We start from the raw sequence: 15,317 nt of genomic DNA, 5'->3' as shown, positions 1-15,317 counted from the left end.
TTACTCTTCTGAAAACCCGAAATAGGCGACGCCCTTCAAGCCTCGTCTCGTGAGATAGGATTGAAGGCCCGAACTATCATCAAAGAGTGCAGCTTCTTCCGGATGTAGGAGCATCGGCAACCATTCGGGCCGAGGGGTTTCAGATTGAAACTCCTGCTCGCTGCTCAATATTCTGAAAGCGTTCTGGGCGCCGCAGCCCGGCTCAAGCTTGAAGAAATGGTCCCATGGCATCATGTGCGGAATAAGAGCCGATAGTCGGTTGTCCATGAGATCGCGGACAGCGGTCGCCGTAGCCACAGAACACCCCCAATCGGTGCGGGCGCCAGGAAAGGTGCTGTGGGTCGCGGAGAACAGGTAGCGGTTCGCAACCCATGGGTGATTGTAGAAGACATAGATCGGATTGTAATTGTCTGCCCTCGCCGCGTTGATCAGATCTTTTGCTTGTTCACCGTCCTTCTTGAGGCCGGCATATATCCCTCTTGAGAGAGCCCTCCTGGATGGGGTTAACTCATAGGACAGCACCTTAGCCTGGATCCTGAAGCCGATCCGGCAATATGGCGTTTCAAAATACCATTCCCAGTCCGCACCAATTCCGACAATTCCATGCTGCGAACTTCCGCCTTCCTCTGTCTTATTGAACATCCGGATTTTCAAAGGAGACCCGACCGTTTCTCGTGCCATCCGTAGCAGCAGCATCTCGGTGATGGTCTCTTCCTGGAGTCTCAGGCCATAATGGAATGCATCGTCTTGCTCGGTCCAAACCAATTCCGCTAACTCACGGAGATAAGGTTGAATGATGTGTCGAGTTGATCGCATCAGAAAGGTTCCTCGACCAATTTTTCGACCGCTCGCACGCGGAGTTCGCCGGACATGAGGCGAGGGAGGAGGGTGTCGCGGAGTTCCGAAATGAGACCAGCCTCCGCCTCAACTTGATGCTTGCGTGCGAAAAGTGGCTGAGCACTAGCATCAAACGCAGTGATAATATCCCGCGGCGGGACCGCAGACGGCAGATTGTGAACATTATTTCGGTTCAAAGAGGGCACCGCCGATCCCGAGTTCAAAGCCTTCAAGTCCAGAGCCTCGAGAAGGAAATACGCGTAGTAAGGGGAACAGCCCCTAAACTCCTTGATCCACAAAGATGTGTTGAGCGGCCAGAAATCTTCGGGCACGAGATAAACTTGTCCGATGACGCCACTTCGGCCGGTGGTCACACCCGGGCCTTTCACTTTGAACTCGGAATGAGTGCCATGGAGCCCTCCGGCCGCCACCACCGGAAACGGGCCGTCTTGTCGTTCCTTCTTCGGTAAGTCGAATCCGCGCTGAAGCGTGATTAGATTGCCGACCTCTCCGCTCCGCCACCCCTTCGGCAGGCCGTCGGGGCCGAAGCTGTCGGGGAAGAGGGCGGCGGTGGTGGCGTCCATGTGGGCGGGGGGGTGCCCGAGGGCGCGGGCGTGGACGGGGTCGAAATCCACGAACCACGACCGATAGAGCGCCCGCGCCATCTCCTCCAGCGTCGCGCTCATCCGGCGGTTCAGATCGATCTTGTCGTCGAGGGCGCCGAGAAGTGCGGCGATGGCCTCTTGTTCCGCATAGCCTACGAGTGGCAGGGGTAGGTCTCGCAGCTGCTTCTGGCTAATGCCGAGAACCGTCGTCCCAGTGGCTCGTGCTTCCAGTCGCGCCTGAACCTCAGGACTCATGAGCAAAAATTTCAGGTATCCGTTGTGAAGGACCCCTGGCTTGCCACGCAGCGTCACGATGCGCTGTCCTAAGGCATAGCTGGAGGTGCGGGCATCAAGTTGCGCAACCTCCCCCATGGGCCCCTCGGTCGTCATTACGACATCGCCGATCTCAGGAAGTCCGCGCCGCATCCACTCATCGTAGTATTCAGGTGCGATGGTTTGCTCGATATTCTCGAGAATACGACCGGACTTGACGACTTTCGCAGAGATAACCGGGATTCCGGTTGCCGACTTTTTCGGCGACTTTCCCCGATAGTCTATCAGCTTCTCCACAACATCGTAGAGCGGGAGGTCGATGCGATCAGCCACGTTCCAGAGCCTCCAGCCGCGCCTCGATCTCAGTCTCCAGCCGCCGCCCCTCGGCGAACTGAGCCCGGAGCTCCACCGTGAGCCGGTCGAACTTCTCCTCGAAGGGCTCGCCGTCCTCCTCGGCCGCGCCGGCGCCGACATAGCGGCCCGGGGTCAGGACGTAGTTGTGCTTCGCGATCTCCTCCATTGAGGCCGCCTTGCAGAAGCCCGGCTCGTCGGCATAGACGCCCGCGTCCGGCTCTCCGCGCCAGGCATGGTAGGCGGTGGCGACGCGCGTGATCTCTTCGCGCGACAACTCCTTCTGCTTGCGCGAACCCTGAACCAGCGCGCCCATCTTGCGTGCGTCGATGAACAGCACCTCACCGCGCCGGTCGCGCAGCTTGGCGTCCTTGGCCACGCCGTTCGATTTGTCCTTTGCCAGGATCCAAATACAGGCCGGGATTTGGGTGCCGTAGAAGAGCTGCCCTGGCAGGGCAATCATGGCATCCACCGCCCCGCCTTCGACCATGGCGCGGCGGATGTCGCCCTCGCCCGAGGACATGGACGACATGGAGCCGTTGGCCATGACCACGCCCGCGATGCCGGTGCTGCCCAGCTTGTCGTAGATGTGCTGCATCCAGGCGAAGTTCGCGTTTCCAACCGGGGGCGTGCCATACGTCCAGCGCTTGTCCTCGGCGAGGATGTCACCAGCCCAGTCGGACACGTTGAACGGCGGGTTTGCCATCACATAGTCGAATTTCTCGTCCGGGAACGCGTCACGCAGAAGCGTGCCTTCGGCGTTCCACTGGATATTCGCAACGATACCCCGAATGGCGAGGTTCATGCGGGCCAGTCCGTAGGTCGTGTGGTTCCGCTCCTGCCCGTAGATCGCGAGGTCGGCGCGCCGGCCAGCGTGATGCTCCAGGAACCGCTCGGACTGCACCATGAAAGAGCCGGAGCCGCAGCAGGGCTCGTACAGGCGGCCCTTCATCGGCTCGATCATGTCGACGATCAGCTCGACCACCGGCTTCGGCGTGTGGAAGTCCCCGCCGCGCTTGCCCTCGTTCGAGGCGAACTCGGAGATGAAGTACTCGTAGATCCGTCCGATCAGGTCGAAGTCCTTGGGGGTGCCATCGAACTCGATGTTCGAGAAAAGGTCGATCAGACCGGTGACGATGGCAGGGTCGAGCGCTTCCCGCCCGAAAACCTTGGGCAGCGCCCCCTTGAGCTGTTCATTCTCGGCCTCGATCGCCCGCATGGCGTTGTCGACCTGAACACCGATCCCCTTGTCCTTGGCATTGGCGGATAGAGTGCGCCAACGCGCGGGCTCGGGAACCCAGAAAATACCATCAGCGAGGTACTCGTCCACATCCTCGGCGACGTCCTGTCCTTCCCGCAGCAATTCGTCGTACTTCCGCTGGAAGGCGACGCCGATGTATCTGAGGAAGAGCAGTCCCAACGCGACATGCTTGTACTCCCCGGGGTCCATCGACCCGCGCATCTTGTCTGCCGCCGCAAATAGCGTTTTCTCGATCGTCATGATCCGCCCTCATCTGGCGTTGGTTCGCCAGTCAGTTGAATTGTCGTCCGCTTCTACAGTCGGGCGCTCCGGCAGATCAATTGCGCGGATGTCCCGTAGGATGCCGACGCAGGGACGCAGAAGGTTTTCCTTGGGAAGTTGTCCGAAATGCGGCACTGCGGTCAATGCCATGCCGCCTGCACCTTTGAAGGAAACGGCCCTCGAGCTCACGGCCGCGCCCGCTGCCAATCCTATCAGTTGCAGTATGCAGCCTGATGTGAACGGCTGTGGGGCACTCGGACATTCATGCATGTCCGGTGATGCAGGCGCCGAACTGAACTCAATCTGCAAACTCGTGCAGAGCGAACCGAAGGCCCTTCGAAGGGCACTCAAGTCAACGAAACAGAGAGCCTATGCTCCGGATTGTGCCCTGTGCGCTTTCGGCGTGTGGCCGTATACACGCCGAAACTCACGACTGAAATGCGCAGCGTCCGAGAACCCCGCGTCTGCCGCAATACCCGAGATGCGGTCCATCGTGTGCGTCAGCCGCCATGCACCGTAGCGTAGCCTCATGTTCCGGTAGTAGGCTGCCGCGGTAACCCCAAGGGCCGCCTGGAAACGACGGTTCAATTGCCGCTCGCTGAGACCGACCCGCGCCGCGAGGAGCGCCACCGGAACGGGCTCGTTCAACTTCTGCTCCATGACCGTCACGCACCGCCGCACAACGTCATCGGTCACGCCCTGGACCTCGGCCACAAAATGCGCCTGCGGAAAAGTCGAGGCTCGTTGCTGACCCAGGATCATGTGCCTCAAGCTTTGCTGGGCGCGCTGCGGCCCGCAATGTCGGGCAATCAGGTGCAGCGCCAGGTCCGACGCCCCGGTCGACCCGGCACAGGTGATCCGATCTCCGCCATCCAGGAAGATCCGGTCCGATACCGCGTGAATGCCCGGAAACTGGGCACGAAACTCCTCGCGCACGTTCCAGTGCACGCAGGCCATCCGCCCCTCCAGCAAACCGGCCCGCGCGATGTTGAAAGTCCCGGTGCATAGCCCGATCAGCGGGGTTCCCTTGGCGTCCGCCTCCTGCAGGTAGGCATCGACCCATGAAGGTTGCACCCGCTTGTAGTAGTCATTGCCTCCGCTTACTGCGACGTAGTCTACCTCGGCCGGATCGACCGGCGGCCTATCAGGCGTGATCGTCAGCCCGCAACTCGCCCGCACGGTGCCATGGCCGGTAATCACCCAACCGCACTCGATCTGCCGGCTGCGTCCCCCCTCGTCCGCCGCCAGCCGCAGCGCATCGACAAAACCCGAAAAGGCGTTGAGCGTGAAGTTGTCAAGAACCAGCAGAGCGACTCGCAGCTTCTGGCGGGACGGGATTGGGGCGGCAGGCATCTCTGGCTCCGAGTAACATTCCGCCGGGAATGTCCGATTTATCCCACTACCTGTCCAGAGCGTCCTATGATGGGGCAGGAAACGGCGTTAATTTTTTCGCCAATGGCCGGCTGACAACGGCCAACAACGCCGACGACGCAACCACCAACAAGGAGAAGACCATGTCCCCTCTCGGACGCCGCATTCTTGCGACCAGCGCCCTGTGCGCAACCCTCGCTGTTCCGTCCTTCGCTCAGGAGCACTCGTTCCGGGTAAGTATGCCCGGCAACGAAGAATCGATCGCCTACCTCTCGGTCGAACGTTTCGACGAGGTGCTGACCGAACTCGCCGGAGGCGCAATTGAGCTGAAGCTGTTCCCCAACAGCGCACTAGGTGACCAGGAAAGCTCGCTCGAGTCGATGCAGACCGGCTTGCTGGACATGGCGACCATCGAGACCCCGATCACCAGTGTCGAGCCGGTGCTGGGCGCGACCGCCCTGCCCTACATTTTCTCGGGCCGCGAGCACGTGAAGGCCGCCATGGAAGGCGAGGCCGGGCAGATGATCGAGGACATGCTGGCTGCAAAAGGCTTGCGCGTTGTTGCCTTCCTGGAAGGCGGCTTCCGCCAGATCACCAATAACGTCCGCCCAATCGCCACGCCTGCGGATCTGGACGGCGTCAAGATGCGGACGCCTGGCAGCGCACTACGGATCAAGATCTTCAACCACTACGGCGCAAACGCCTCTCCGTTGCCGTTCAGCGAACTCTACTCGGCATTGCAGACCGGCGTGTTCGACGGCCAGGAAAATCCGGTAATCTGGGCCAAGTCGCAGCGCTTCTACGAAGTGCAGGACTACCTTTCGATTACCAACCACCTCTACACCGTCACTTACCTTCTGATCAGCGAGGACAAGTTCCAAGCCCTGACCGAAGAACAGCAGCGAGCCGTGATGGAAGCGGGTGAAGCCGCCGAGGCATACTCGGTCGAACTGGGCATCGCCGCGGATACCGAGATCACCGAGTTCCTTGCCGAACAGGGCATGAAAGTGAACGAAGCGGACATTCCCGCCTTCACCGAAGCCTCGGCCCAGATCTGGGAAGAATGGGCAGCCGAGCAGCCAGCCGAAGCGCAGGCACTGATCGACGCCATCGTCGCCGCGCGCCCCTGAGCCCAAAGGTCGGAAGTGATGATAAACCAAGTGCTTCGCGCGGTCATGGCAGCCCTGCTTGTCGCAGCGGTCGGGGTGGCGTTTACAGCAGTCGTCTACAGATACGCCCTCGGCTCAGCGCTGAGCTGGAGCTTCGAGGTTTCCCTCGCACTTTTGACCTACATCACCTTCATCGGCAGTTACCTTGCATTGCGCGAAGGAGCGCATTTGCGGGTGGACCTGCTGGTGCGCCGCCTGCCCGTCTGGGCGCGCGGCGCGACTTTCCTAGCGAACCAGGCGCTGATCGGCCTGATCGGTTGGATCATGGCCTGGTACGGCACCCGGCAGGTCCTGCGCTTTGCAGACCAGACCACCAACGTGCTCGAGATCTCGACTGCCTGGTACTACGCCGCGGTTCCGGTCGCTGGTGGTCTGATGCTGCTCGATGCCACCCTACGCCTGGTGCGCGGCGCGGCGATGCTGGCGCGGGGCGAGGATCCCGACCCAGCTCCTGCCGACACCGATCTGCCGACCGAAATCTGAGAGTGACTCCATGACCCTGCTACTCGTGCTCTGCATCCTGCTGGGGCTCATCGGTTTCGGTGTTCCCATCGCCTTCGCGCTGATCTCCATCGCCGTGGGCATCTTCTGGTTCGCCGATGTCGATCAACTGATCGTGGCGCAACGCCTCTATCGCGGGGTGCAGAGCTTCCCGCTGCTGGCGGTGCCGCTGTTCATCCTTGCGGGCCAGATCATGAGCCGAAGCGGCATCTCGGGCCACCTGGTCGAGTTCGCAAAGACCCTCGTTGGCCAGATGCGCGGCGGGCTTGCAGCCGTAAACGTCGTCACCTCGATGTTCTTTGCGGGGATGAGCGGCACCTCGATGTCCGACACCGCTGCCGTCGGCGGCATGATCATCGACCCGATGGTCAAACGCGGCTATTCACGCCCCTTCACCGCAGCCGTCACGGCCGCCTCTTCGACCATCGGCATCATCATTCCCCCGAGCGTTCCGATGGTGATCCTTGGCGCCTATCTGGGGATCTCCACCGGGGCGCTGTTCGCGGCCGGGCTGATCTCGGGGGTGGTGCTTGGCGCCGCGCTGATCCTGGTCGCCTGGGTGATCTCGATCCGCGAGGGCTATCCGGTCGAGGAAAGCTATTCGACCCGCCGTGCCGTTCGCGCCTTCGGTCGTGCCCTGCCCGCCCTGCTGATGCCTGCCATCATCCTGGGCGGCATCCTTGGCGGCGTCTTCACCCCGACCGAGGCGTCTGCCGTGGCCGTGGTCTACGGCACCGCCATCGGGGCCTTCTACTACCGCACCCTGACGCTGCGCGTACTCTACCAGACCACCTGCGAGGCAGCGGTCCTTAGCGGCGCGGTGATGCTGGTGACAGCGGCGGCGCACGTGATGGGCTTTGCCTTCACCTACGAGCAGTTGGCCGAAAGCATCCTGCGCCCGCTGGCCGAGATCGACCTGTCGCCCGTCATGTTCTTGGTGATGCTGAGCGTCATCATGATCATCGCCGGCACTTTCCTGGACGGTATTGCGATGATCTTCATCATCGTGCCGCTCTTCTTCCCCGCGATCGAGATGCTGGGCATTGACCCGATCCACTTCGGCATGGTCGTCGTGTTGTGCTGGGGTATCGGGCAGCAGACCCCGCCCGTCGGCGCAGCGCTGTTCATAACCAGCGTGATCGCAAAGGTCGACATGCTGTCGCTGACCCGCGCCAACCTGCCCTTCATCGCCGCAATGTTGCTAGTGCTGGCGGCGGTGATCCTCTTCCCCGAGACGCTGGTGCTGTCCGTGCCGCGGGCGCTCGGCCTCTAACCTCTCAATCCACTCCAGACAAAGGCAGACTTTTCAGATGATGACACCCAACCGTTTCATCGATGTGATCTACACCCACACCGATGGCGAGCCGACCTGCATCATCCCGGGCGGCATTCCGTACCCGCAGGGCCTGGACATCGTCGGCAAGCGCGACTTCATCCGCAAGAACTACGACTTCGTGCGTTCGGGCCTGCTGCACGAGCCGCGCGGCCATCACGACATGGTCGGTGTGTTCGTGACGCCGCCCTCCAGCCCGGAGTTCGACGCCGGGATGTTGTGGTGCGACGGCGACGACTTCATGGAGATGTGCGGCCACGGCACCATCGCCCTGTCTATGGCCATGGTCTCGCACGGCCTGGTGCATCACGGCGACGAAGAGGTGGTTAAAATCCGCTTCGAGACCCCCGCCGGTCCCGTGACCTCGGAAGTCGGATTCGAGGAAGGCCAGGTCGCCTGGACCCGGTTCCAGAACGTGCCGGCATTCGTCCTTGAACAGGACGTGCCGGTGATGCTGCCCGAAGTCGGTGAGGTCTTGGTTGACATCGCCTTCGGCGGCAACTTCTTCGCCGTGGTCAAGTGGCCCTATGCGGACCGGCCCATCGGTCCAGACAACGGGAAGATGCTCTCAGAACTGGGCGTGTCCGTCAAAGACCAGATCAACGCCAAGATGACCGTGGCACACCCGACCGAAAGTCACATTCAGGGGCTGAACTTCACCACCTTCTGGCAGGAGCCAGACCACGCTGATAGCCTATACCGGAACGTCCACGTCTTCAGCGACGGTAAGCTCGACCGATCGCCGGGCGGCACCGGTACGTCGATGATGATGGCGGTCTGGGAAGCTCGCGGTAAGATCGGCATAAACCAGAAGATCAAATCCGAGGGGCTGCTCGGCATTGGCCGCTTCGAGGGTGAACTGCTAGGCGAGACCATGCTGGGCAGCCAGCGCGCGGTAATTCCGACCGTCAAGGGCACTGCCAAGGTCATAGGCTATGCCAAGTGGCTGATCGACCCGAACGACCCGGTCGGCAGAGGATTCACCGTCCGTTAATGCAGAAGTGGTCGCTCGCGTTCCTCGAGCGGCCACCCGCCTATCGTTTCCCGACCGAAAGTGGTCGGCACCAGATGCTACCAAGTCCTCTGTCGGGTGGTGACCATATTAGAAGCGGCGGCCTTCGGGTGGCGCGACGGGATTGCTCCTCCAACCATCTTCTCTCAATTGCGCCGGCGCTATAGCTGGCATTCCCTGCAGCCCTACAGGCTCAAAAAGGGCGGTGGCATCGGTGCCGCCTGCGCGGCTGCCGTGTCAAAGTCGGACGCGGGGGCGTCGGTCAGGTCTTGGGTTTAACCCGGTTGATCGAGACGTGAATCCCCGCCTCGTGCGCCGCCTTGTGGATCTGCCGCTGCGCCTCGAGTTCCTCCGGCGTCAGCGCCGGTGTCGGCGGGCTTTGCCGGAAGATCGAGCAGATCGCCCTGGCTGCGCGCGCCATTGGCGTAGGGACCAGCATTTGTCGGCTGGGTTTCGCACTTTCCAGGGGGCATTTACATGCTTGGCCCGACACGTCAGCGCTTGTCTGAGAACCACTCCGGCTCTTGTATTTCAATTGTGTTCCGCCCCGAACTAGAGCCCAAAAAAAGGGTCCTCACGGGTCCACTTCGTATGCCGGTGAACCCACCCACTATAGGGGCTCCAAGTTTGAGAGGATCCCCGTCTCGGTCGCCTCCGAACAGCTTGTGATCCATATGACCTGCGAGTCAAATGCGGATTCCGGAGAGGATGCCGACCATAAGGAGTCCTCAAGTCGGGAGGGATGTAAGCCTCTTGGTTTAGGCTGCCCTTTGCGACATCCCATCCCCCGGGGGACTCAACCATCCACACCAGCGCGTTGGGAAGGATGTTGGGAAGCGCATTAAGTGCGGAAAGCAAAATCCCGTAAAAACAAACACTTGAAATTGAAGACTTGGTGGAGCCGAGGGGAATCGAACCCCTGACCTCGTCATTGCGAACGACGCGCTCTCCCAACTGAGCTACGGCCCCGAACCGGGCGCGGTTGTGCGCTTTCCGGGCAGAACTGTCAAGCGATCTCGGCGCTGGCCGGAAGGCTTGCTCGCGCAGTTTGTGGCGGCGCAATGGCCGACGGGGATGAAGTGCGGGAGTAATGCCCTGAGATTCATGGGATTTCACCGCCGCAAACCGAACCGGCATCAGGACCGCATCGCCAAAGTTACCCTCTTTCCCACCAATTGTGGCCGCAGCTCAACAGCATCCTGAGGTTGAAAGCAAAACCTACCAGAGGATTGCCCCCATGACCGCCACCGAGCAGCTCCGCTTTTCCAAGACCCTCCGCACCGACCTGAAGAAGGTCCCGACGCGCCCCGCCGGCGGCATCGTCCGGCTGCTCATGCCGAGCCTCGTCTGCCTCGCCTTCGTCGGCGCCACCGCGTTCGCCTCGGCGCAGTTCGCCCTCGCCTGATCCCGTCACGCAAGCTTGCCTTGCAGGCGGCACGCTTCTGATCCACCTTCCGGGTCCCGGACTGCCGGGACCATTGAAGGAGACAGACATGGCGCTGCGCATCAACGATACTGCACCGGATTTTACCGCCGAGACGACAGAGGGCACGATCCGTTTCCATGAGTGGATCGGCGACGGCTACGCGATCCTCTTCTCGCACCCCAAGGATTTCACCCCGGTCTGCACCACCGAACTGGGCGTGATGGCCGGCATGGCCGGCGAGTTCGCCAAGCGGAACTGCAAGATTATCGGCATCTCGGTCGATCCGGTCGAGGATCACATCCGCTGGAAGTCCGACATCCAGGCGGTTTCCGGCAACTCGGTCAGCTATCCCATGATCGGCGATCCGGACATGACCGTCGCCAAGCTCTACGACATGCTGCCGGCTGAAGCCTCAGGCGATCCGGCGAATCGTACCCCGGCTGACAACCAGACCGTCCGTTCGGTCTTCGTGATCGGCCCGGACAAGAAAGTGAAGTTGGTGCTGACCTATCCGATGACCACCGGCCGCAACTTCGACGAGCTGCTGCGAGCGATCGACTCGATCCAGTTGACAGCGAAACACCAGGTCGCGACCCCCGCGAACTGGAAGAACGGTGAGGACGTGATCGTGACCGCCGCCGTTTCGGACGAGGATGCCGAGGCGCGGTTCGGCAGCTTCGAGAAAGTGCTGCCCTACCTGCGGCGCACCAAGCAGCCGACCTGACACAACCGCGGGCGCGGCCGCACCGCTTGCCGCGCCCTAGCGCTCCAGTTCGGCAATCGCGTAGAGCTGCCGGAACTCCGCATCCCAGAGCAGCACGGCGCTGAAGCCCTGGGGGTCTAGTCCTTCGGGAAGCACGATCGTCTGATCGCCCGTGAAGCCCTGCAATGCCCCCGCATCAAGCACCTGCGCCAGCCTGATCTGATCGCCGTCCGGAACGCGATCCGCACGGCTCAGCAGCACCCGGACATCGGGGCCGGGGGTCATCTCGAAGTTGGTCAGGCGCAGGATCTGGATCCGGCCCGCGTCGAGCCATTGCGCCCGTCCCTGGGCCCGCCGCAAAGAATCCGCGCCGCGAATGTCGCCCGCCGCGAAGATACGCGCCGTGACCTCGGAAGGTACCGAGGCCTCCTCGGACCCGCGCAGCAGGTCCGGCGCGAACAGCTGCACCGAGATCACCCCGGCAACGAAGCCCGCCAGAACGCCCAGCAACGTGCTCAACAAGCTGAGGAGACCCTGGACCATCGCGCCGCCCCTATGCCGTTCCGGCGCGCTCGGCGGCAGGGATGCGCTGCATCAGCGGCAACAGCGCGCCCATGTCGGGCCCGTCGCCGCGCCCAGTCAGCGCCAGGCGCAGCGGGCGGAACAGTCCCTTGCCCTTGCGGCCCGTCGCGGCCTTCACCTCGGCCGTCCAGGCGCCCCAGGTTTCGGGTGTCCAGGGCCGCGGCGGCAGCAGCGCCAGCGCCTGCGCGATGAACTCGGCGTCCTCGTCGGCGATCTCGGGCTCGGCGCCGTCGCGGCACAGCGCCCACCAGGTCGCGATGTCCTCAACCCGGTCCAGGTTCTCGTGCGCGGCGGCCCAGAGGTCGGGCGCCACATCGGCCGGCACGCCCGCTGCCGTCACCCGCTTGGCAACCGCCTCGAACGGCAGCCCGCGCACAACCCGCGCCGAGAGTGCGTGCAGCTCGGCCGGGTCGAATTTGGTCGGTGCAGCGCCGAAGCGCGACAGGTCGAACTCCTCGGCCAGCGCGTCCAGGTCGGCCCCCGCCTCGATCGCCTGCCCGGAACCGAGCCGCGCCATCATCGACAGCAGCGCCTGCGGCTCCACCCCGGCCTCGCGCAGATCGCGCAAGGAGAGCGTGCCGAGGCGCTTCGACAGCGCCTCGCCGCCCGGCCCCGTCAGAAGCGAATGATGCGCATAACTCGGCGCCTCGCCGCCCAGCGCGCGCACGATCTGGATCTGCGTCGCGGTGTTAGTCACGTGGTCCAGACCGCGCACGACATGGGTGACACCCATGTCCATGTCATCGGTCACCGAGGCCAGCGTATAGAGCAGCTGCCCGTCCGCCCGGATCAGAACCGGGTCCGAGACCGAGGCCGCGTCGATCGACTGCGGACCCAGGATCCCGTCGTCCCACTCGATCCGCTCCTGGTCCAGCAGGAAGCGCCAGTGCCCGCCGCGCTCAGCGCGCAGCCGGTCCTTCTCGGGTTCGTCCAGCTTCAGCGCGGCACGGTCGTAGACCGGCGGCTTGCCCATGTTCAACTGCTTGCGGCGCTTGAGTTCCAGCTCCTGCGGGCTCTCAAACGCCTCGTATAGCCGCCCGGCGTCGCGCAACGTCTGCGCCGCCTCGTGGTAGCGTTCGAGCCGTGTCGACTGGCGCTCCTCGCGGTCCCAGGTCAGGCCAAGCCACTCCAGATCCTCGCGGATCGCGTCGACATATTCCTCCCGCGAGCGCTCGGCATCGGTATCGTCGATGCGCAGGATGAAGGTGCCGCCCGAGCGGCGGGCGATCAGGTGGTTGAACAGGGCCGTGCGCAGGTTGCCGACGTGTATGAAGCCGGTGGGCGACGGGGCGAAACGGGTGACGGTCATGCGGATCCCGGAAATTCTGGCGTACCGCCTGCTCTTAACGCGGATTCGGCGCGGGCAGAAGCCCGGCGTGTCACAAGCGTGAAACGCTGGCAAAGCGGCACCGCCCGGACTATCTGGCAGAAAGGCAGTGCAGGGAAGACCGATGAAGGAAGACAAGGGACCGACCGCCCCCGATCTCGCGACGATCGAGACCTACGCCCGCGACGCCATCGCGGCGCTGCCCGAACCGTTCCAGCCCGCCGCGCGCCAGGTGCTGCTGCGGGTCGAGGACTGGCCCGACGGCGAGATGCTGGACGACTTGCGGATCGACGACGAGTACGGGCTTACGGGCCTCTACGACGGCATCCCGATGACGCAGAAATCCGTTCTGGACGTGGCTCAGCAGCCCGATACGATCTGGCTTTTCCGGCGTCCGATCCTCGATGAATGGGCCGAGCGCGGAGACATCGGCCTGCGCGCCCTCGTCGCCCATGTGCTGGTGCACGAGATGGCGCATCACTTCGGATGGTCCGACGACGACATCGCCGCCATCGACCCCTGGTGGGAGTGAGTCCTAGCTGTTGTCCCGCCAGCGGTTGACGATCGGATAACGCCGGTCCAGCCAGAACGCCCGGCTGGTCAGGCGCGCACCGGGCGCGGACTGGAAACGCTTGTATTCGGATATATAGATAAGGTGTTCTATCTTCTTGACCGTTTCGCGCTCGAAACCTGCCTCGACGCAATCGGCGACCGAACTGTCCCCCTCGATCAGCATGCCCAGGATCGCATCCAGCGTCTCGTAAGGCGGCAGGCTGTCCTCGTCCTTCTGATCGGGGCGCAGCTCGGCCGAGGGCGGCTTGTCGATCACCCGCACCGGCATCGCCTGCCCCTCGGGGCCGAGCATCCAGTCGCGGTGGTTCTCGTTCCGCCAGCGGCAGGTGGCGAAAACACGCGTCTTGTAGAGATCCTTGATCGGGTTGTAGCCGCCCGCCATGTCGCCATAGATCGTGGCATAGCCCACCGCGACCTCGGACTTGTTTCCGGTGGTCAGCAGCATCTCGCCAAACTTGTTGGACAGGGCCATGAGCATCACGCCGCGCAGGCGGGACTGGATGTTTTCCTCGGTCACATCCGGGGCCATGCCGTTGAAGATCGGCGCAAGGCTCTCGGTGACCGCCGCACGCGCCGGGCCGATGTGCACCGTGTCCAGCTTGCAGCCCAGCATCCGCGCGACCGCCTCGGCGTCCTCGAGCGAATGTGCGGACGTGTACTCCGACGGCAGCATGACGCAGCGCACGTTCTGTGCACCGATCGCGTCGGTGGCAATGGTCGCGACAAGCGCGCTGTCTACGCCGCCCGACAGGCCCAGCACGACCTTCGAGAAACCCGCCTTGCGCAGGTAGTCACGCAGGCTTTCGACCATCAGTCGGTATTCCTGCTCGATAACCGGCGGGTGCACCGCCTTCTCACCGTCGCGGGCGATCCAGCCGTGGTTCGTCTCGTCGAAATCGACATGGGCGATGGCCTCGTCGAAGACCGGCAGCATCGCCGCCAGCTTCCCGCCCGGGTTCAGCACGAACGAGCCGCCGTCGAAGACCTGGTCATCCTGGCCGCCCACCATGTTCAGGTAGACCAGCGGCACCCCGTTCTCGACCACACGGGCGACCATGTGCCCCATGCGCCGGTCCAGTTTGTTCCGCGCATAGGGCGAGCCGTTTGGGATCAGCAGGATCTCGGCGCCGGATTCGACCATCGTCTCGGCCACGTCTTCGTGCCAGCTGTCCTCGCAGATCGGTGTGCCGAGGCGCACCGCGTCCATGCCGAACGGCCCGGACACCGGGCCCGAGGTATAGAGCCGCTCTTCGTCGAACACCGCGTAATTGGGGAGGTGATGCTTGCGCGCGACGCCAGCAACGGCACCATCGCGCAGGATGAAATAGGCATTATAGAGCCGCCCGGCCTCGTAGAGCGGCCCGCCGATCGCCAGCGCCGGGCCGTCGGCGCAGCGCTTGGCCAGTTCCTCGATATGGTGGCGGGCGTCCTCGACGAAAGCGGGCTTCAGGACCAGATCCTGGGTCTGGTAGCCGGTGATGAACATCTCGGGCAGCGCGACCAGGTCGGCCCCCGCGTCCCGGCCCGCGACCCAGGCCTCATGCGCCTTGTCGGCATTGTCCGAGAGCGCACCCAGCGTCGGGTTCAGCTGCGCCAGGGTGATGCGATAGGTCCGGGCCATGCGGCGCCCTCCTTCCAAGTCACCGCACACATATCCCACCGCCCGCGCGACGCAAGCCCGCTCTCGCCGCATTGCTGTGCGGATCGCGCCACGTGTTGGTCAAACTTCGGC

General features: G+C 63.2%; 16 protein-coding genes and 1 tRNA gene. 7 read left to right on the top strand and 10 right to left on the bottom strand.

Going from position 1 to position 15,317, the window contains the following annotated elements:
* The 5 genes from ACW9UR_RS02205 to ACW9UR_RS02185 all read right to left on the bottom strand — a co-directional run bounded on the left by ACW9UR_RS02205 (position 1) and on the right by ACW9UR_RS02185 (position 4,941).
* Complete coding sequence (locus tag ACW9UR_RS02205) at positions 1-816, bottom strand: DUF6615 family protein (RefSeq protein ID WP_458915264.1); 816 nt, start codon at positions 814-816, stop codon at positions 1-3.
* A complete protein-coding gene (locus tag ACW9UR_RS02200) occupies positions 816-2,048 on the bottom strand; it encodes a restriction endonuclease subunit S (protein WP_458915263.1) in 1,233 nt (410 codons plus the stop codon). The genes ACW9UR_RS02205 and ACW9UR_RS02200 overlap by 1 nt, the downstream gene beginning before the upstream one ends.
* Positions 2,041-3,567 carry a type I restriction-modification system subunit M gene (locus ACW9UR_RS02195; RefSeq protein ID WP_458915262.1) on the bottom strand — a complete coding sequence of 509 codons (1,527 nt, stop codon included), beginning with the start codon at positions 3,565-3,567 and terminating at the stop codon, positions 2,041-2,043. The genes ACW9UR_RS02200 and ACW9UR_RS02195 overlap by 8 nt, the downstream gene beginning before the upstream one ends.
* Positions 3,568-3,576: 9 nt before the next feature.
* Positions 3,577-3,738 carry a hypothetical protein gene (locus ACW9UR_RS02190; RefSeq protein ID WP_458915261.1) on the bottom strand — a complete coding sequence of 54 codons (162 nt, stop codon included), beginning with the start codon at positions 3,736-3,738 and terminating at the stop codon, positions 3,577-3,579.
* 219 nt (positions 3,739-3,957) lie between these two features.
* Entirely contained in the window at positions 3,958-4,941 is a 984-nt protein-coding gene (locus ACW9UR_RS02185) for a GlxA family transcriptional regulator (protein ID WP_458915260.1), read from the bottom strand.
* 161 nt (positions 4,942-5,102) lie between these two features.
* Here ACW9UR_RS02185 and ACW9UR_RS02180 point away from each other — a divergent pair, with 161 nt between their 5' ends.
* Genes ACW9UR_RS02180 through ACW9UR_RS02165 form a run of 4 tightly spaced genes read left to right on the top strand, consistent with a single transcriptional unit; the run spans position 5,103 to position 8,956 of the window.
* Positions 5,103-6,089 carry a TRAP transporter substrate-binding protein gene (locus tag ACW9UR_RS02180; RefSeq protein ID WP_458915259.1) on the top strand — a complete coding sequence of 329 codons (987 nt, stop codon included), beginning with the start codon at positions 5,103-5,105 and terminating at the stop codon, positions 6,087-6,089.
* Positions 6,090-6,107: 18 nt separating this feature from the next.
* A complete protein-coding gene (locus ACW9UR_RS02175) occupies positions 6,108-6,611 on the top strand; it encodes a TRAP transporter small permease (RefSeq protein WP_458915258.1) in 504 nt (167 codons plus the stop codon).
* A gap of 10 nt (positions 6,612-6,621) precedes the next feature.
* Positions 6,622-7,902 carry a TRAP transporter large permease gene (locus ACW9UR_RS02170; protein ID WP_458915257.1) on the top strand — a complete coding sequence of 427 codons (1,281 nt, stop codon included), beginning with the start codon at positions 6,622-6,624 and terminating at the stop codon, positions 7,900-7,902.
* Positions 7,903-7,939: 37 nt separating this feature from the next.
* Positions 7,940-8,956 (top strand): proline racemase family protein, encoded by a 1,017-nt coding sequence (locus tag ACW9UR_RS02165; protein WP_458915256.1) that lies wholly within the window; start codon positions 7,940-7,942, stop codon positions 8,954-8,956.
* Between the two features lie 280 nt (positions 8,957-9,236).
* On the opposite strand, the gene ACW9UR_RS02160 is transcribed toward ACW9UR_RS02165, so the two are convergent.
* On the bottom strand, positions 9,237-9,413 hold the full coding sequence (locus tag ACW9UR_RS02160; RefSeq protein WP_458915255.1) for a hypothetical protein: 177 nt from the start codon (positions 9,411-9,413) through the stop codon (positions 9,237-9,239).
* Positions 9,414-9,867: 454 nt separating this feature from the next.
* Positions 9,868-9,943: transfer RNA gene (locus ACW9UR_RS02155), tRNA-Ala, on the bottom strand.
* Between the two features lie 268 nt (positions 9,944-10,211).
* Here ACW9UR_RS02155 and ACW9UR_RS02150 point away from each other — a divergent pair.
* Positions 10,212-10,379, top strand: a complete 168-nt coding sequence (locus ACW9UR_RS02150) for a hypothetical protein (protein ID WP_458915254.1) — start codon at positions 10,212-10,214, stop codon at positions 10,377-10,379.
* Between the two features lie 88 nt (positions 10,380-10,467).
* Entirely contained in the window at positions 10,468-11,124 is a 657-nt protein-coding gene (locus ACW9UR_RS02145) for a peroxiredoxin (RefSeq protein WP_458915253.1), read from the top strand.
* A gap of 36 nt (positions 11,125-11,160) precedes the next feature.
* On the opposite strand, the gene ACW9UR_RS02140 is transcribed toward ACW9UR_RS02145, so the two are convergent.
* Both ACW9UR_RS02140 and gltX read right to left on the bottom strand, forming a co-directional pair.
* Positions 11,161-11,646, bottom strand: a complete 486-nt coding sequence (locus ACW9UR_RS02140; protein WP_458915252.1) for a DM13 domain-containing protein — start codon at positions 11,644-11,646, stop codon at positions 11,161-11,163.
* A gap of 10 nt (positions 11,647-11,656) precedes the next feature.
* Positions 11,657-12,994, bottom strand: coding sequence for a glutamate--tRNA ligase (gltX, locus tag ACW9UR_RS02135; protein ID WP_458915251.1), 1,338 nt, complete (start codon positions 12,992-12,994; stop codon positions 11,657-11,659).
* Between the two features lie 142 nt (positions 12,995-13,136).
* Between gltX and ACW9UR_RS02130 the strand changes: the two genes are divergently transcribed.
* A complete protein-coding gene (locus ACW9UR_RS02130; RefSeq protein ID WP_458915250.1) occupies positions 13,137-13,544 on the top strand; it encodes a metallopeptidase family protein in 408 nt (135 codons plus the stop codon).
* 3 nt (positions 13,545-13,547) lie between these two features.
* Here the strand turns inward: ACW9UR_RS02130 and ACW9UR_RS02125 are convergent, their stop codons facing one another.
* Positions 13,548-15,206, bottom strand: a complete 1,659-nt coding sequence (locus ACW9UR_RS02125) for an NAD+ synthase (RefSeq protein WP_458915249.1) — start codon at positions 15,204-15,206, stop codon at positions 13,548-13,550.
* Positions 15,207-15,317: the final 111 nt, after the last annotated feature.

The sequence above is a fragment of the Halovulum sp. GXIMD14794 genome (genome assembly GCF_054457455.1).
Note: the sequence above shows the minus strand (reverse complement) of the source record. Positions and strands in the feature narration are given on the sequence as shown.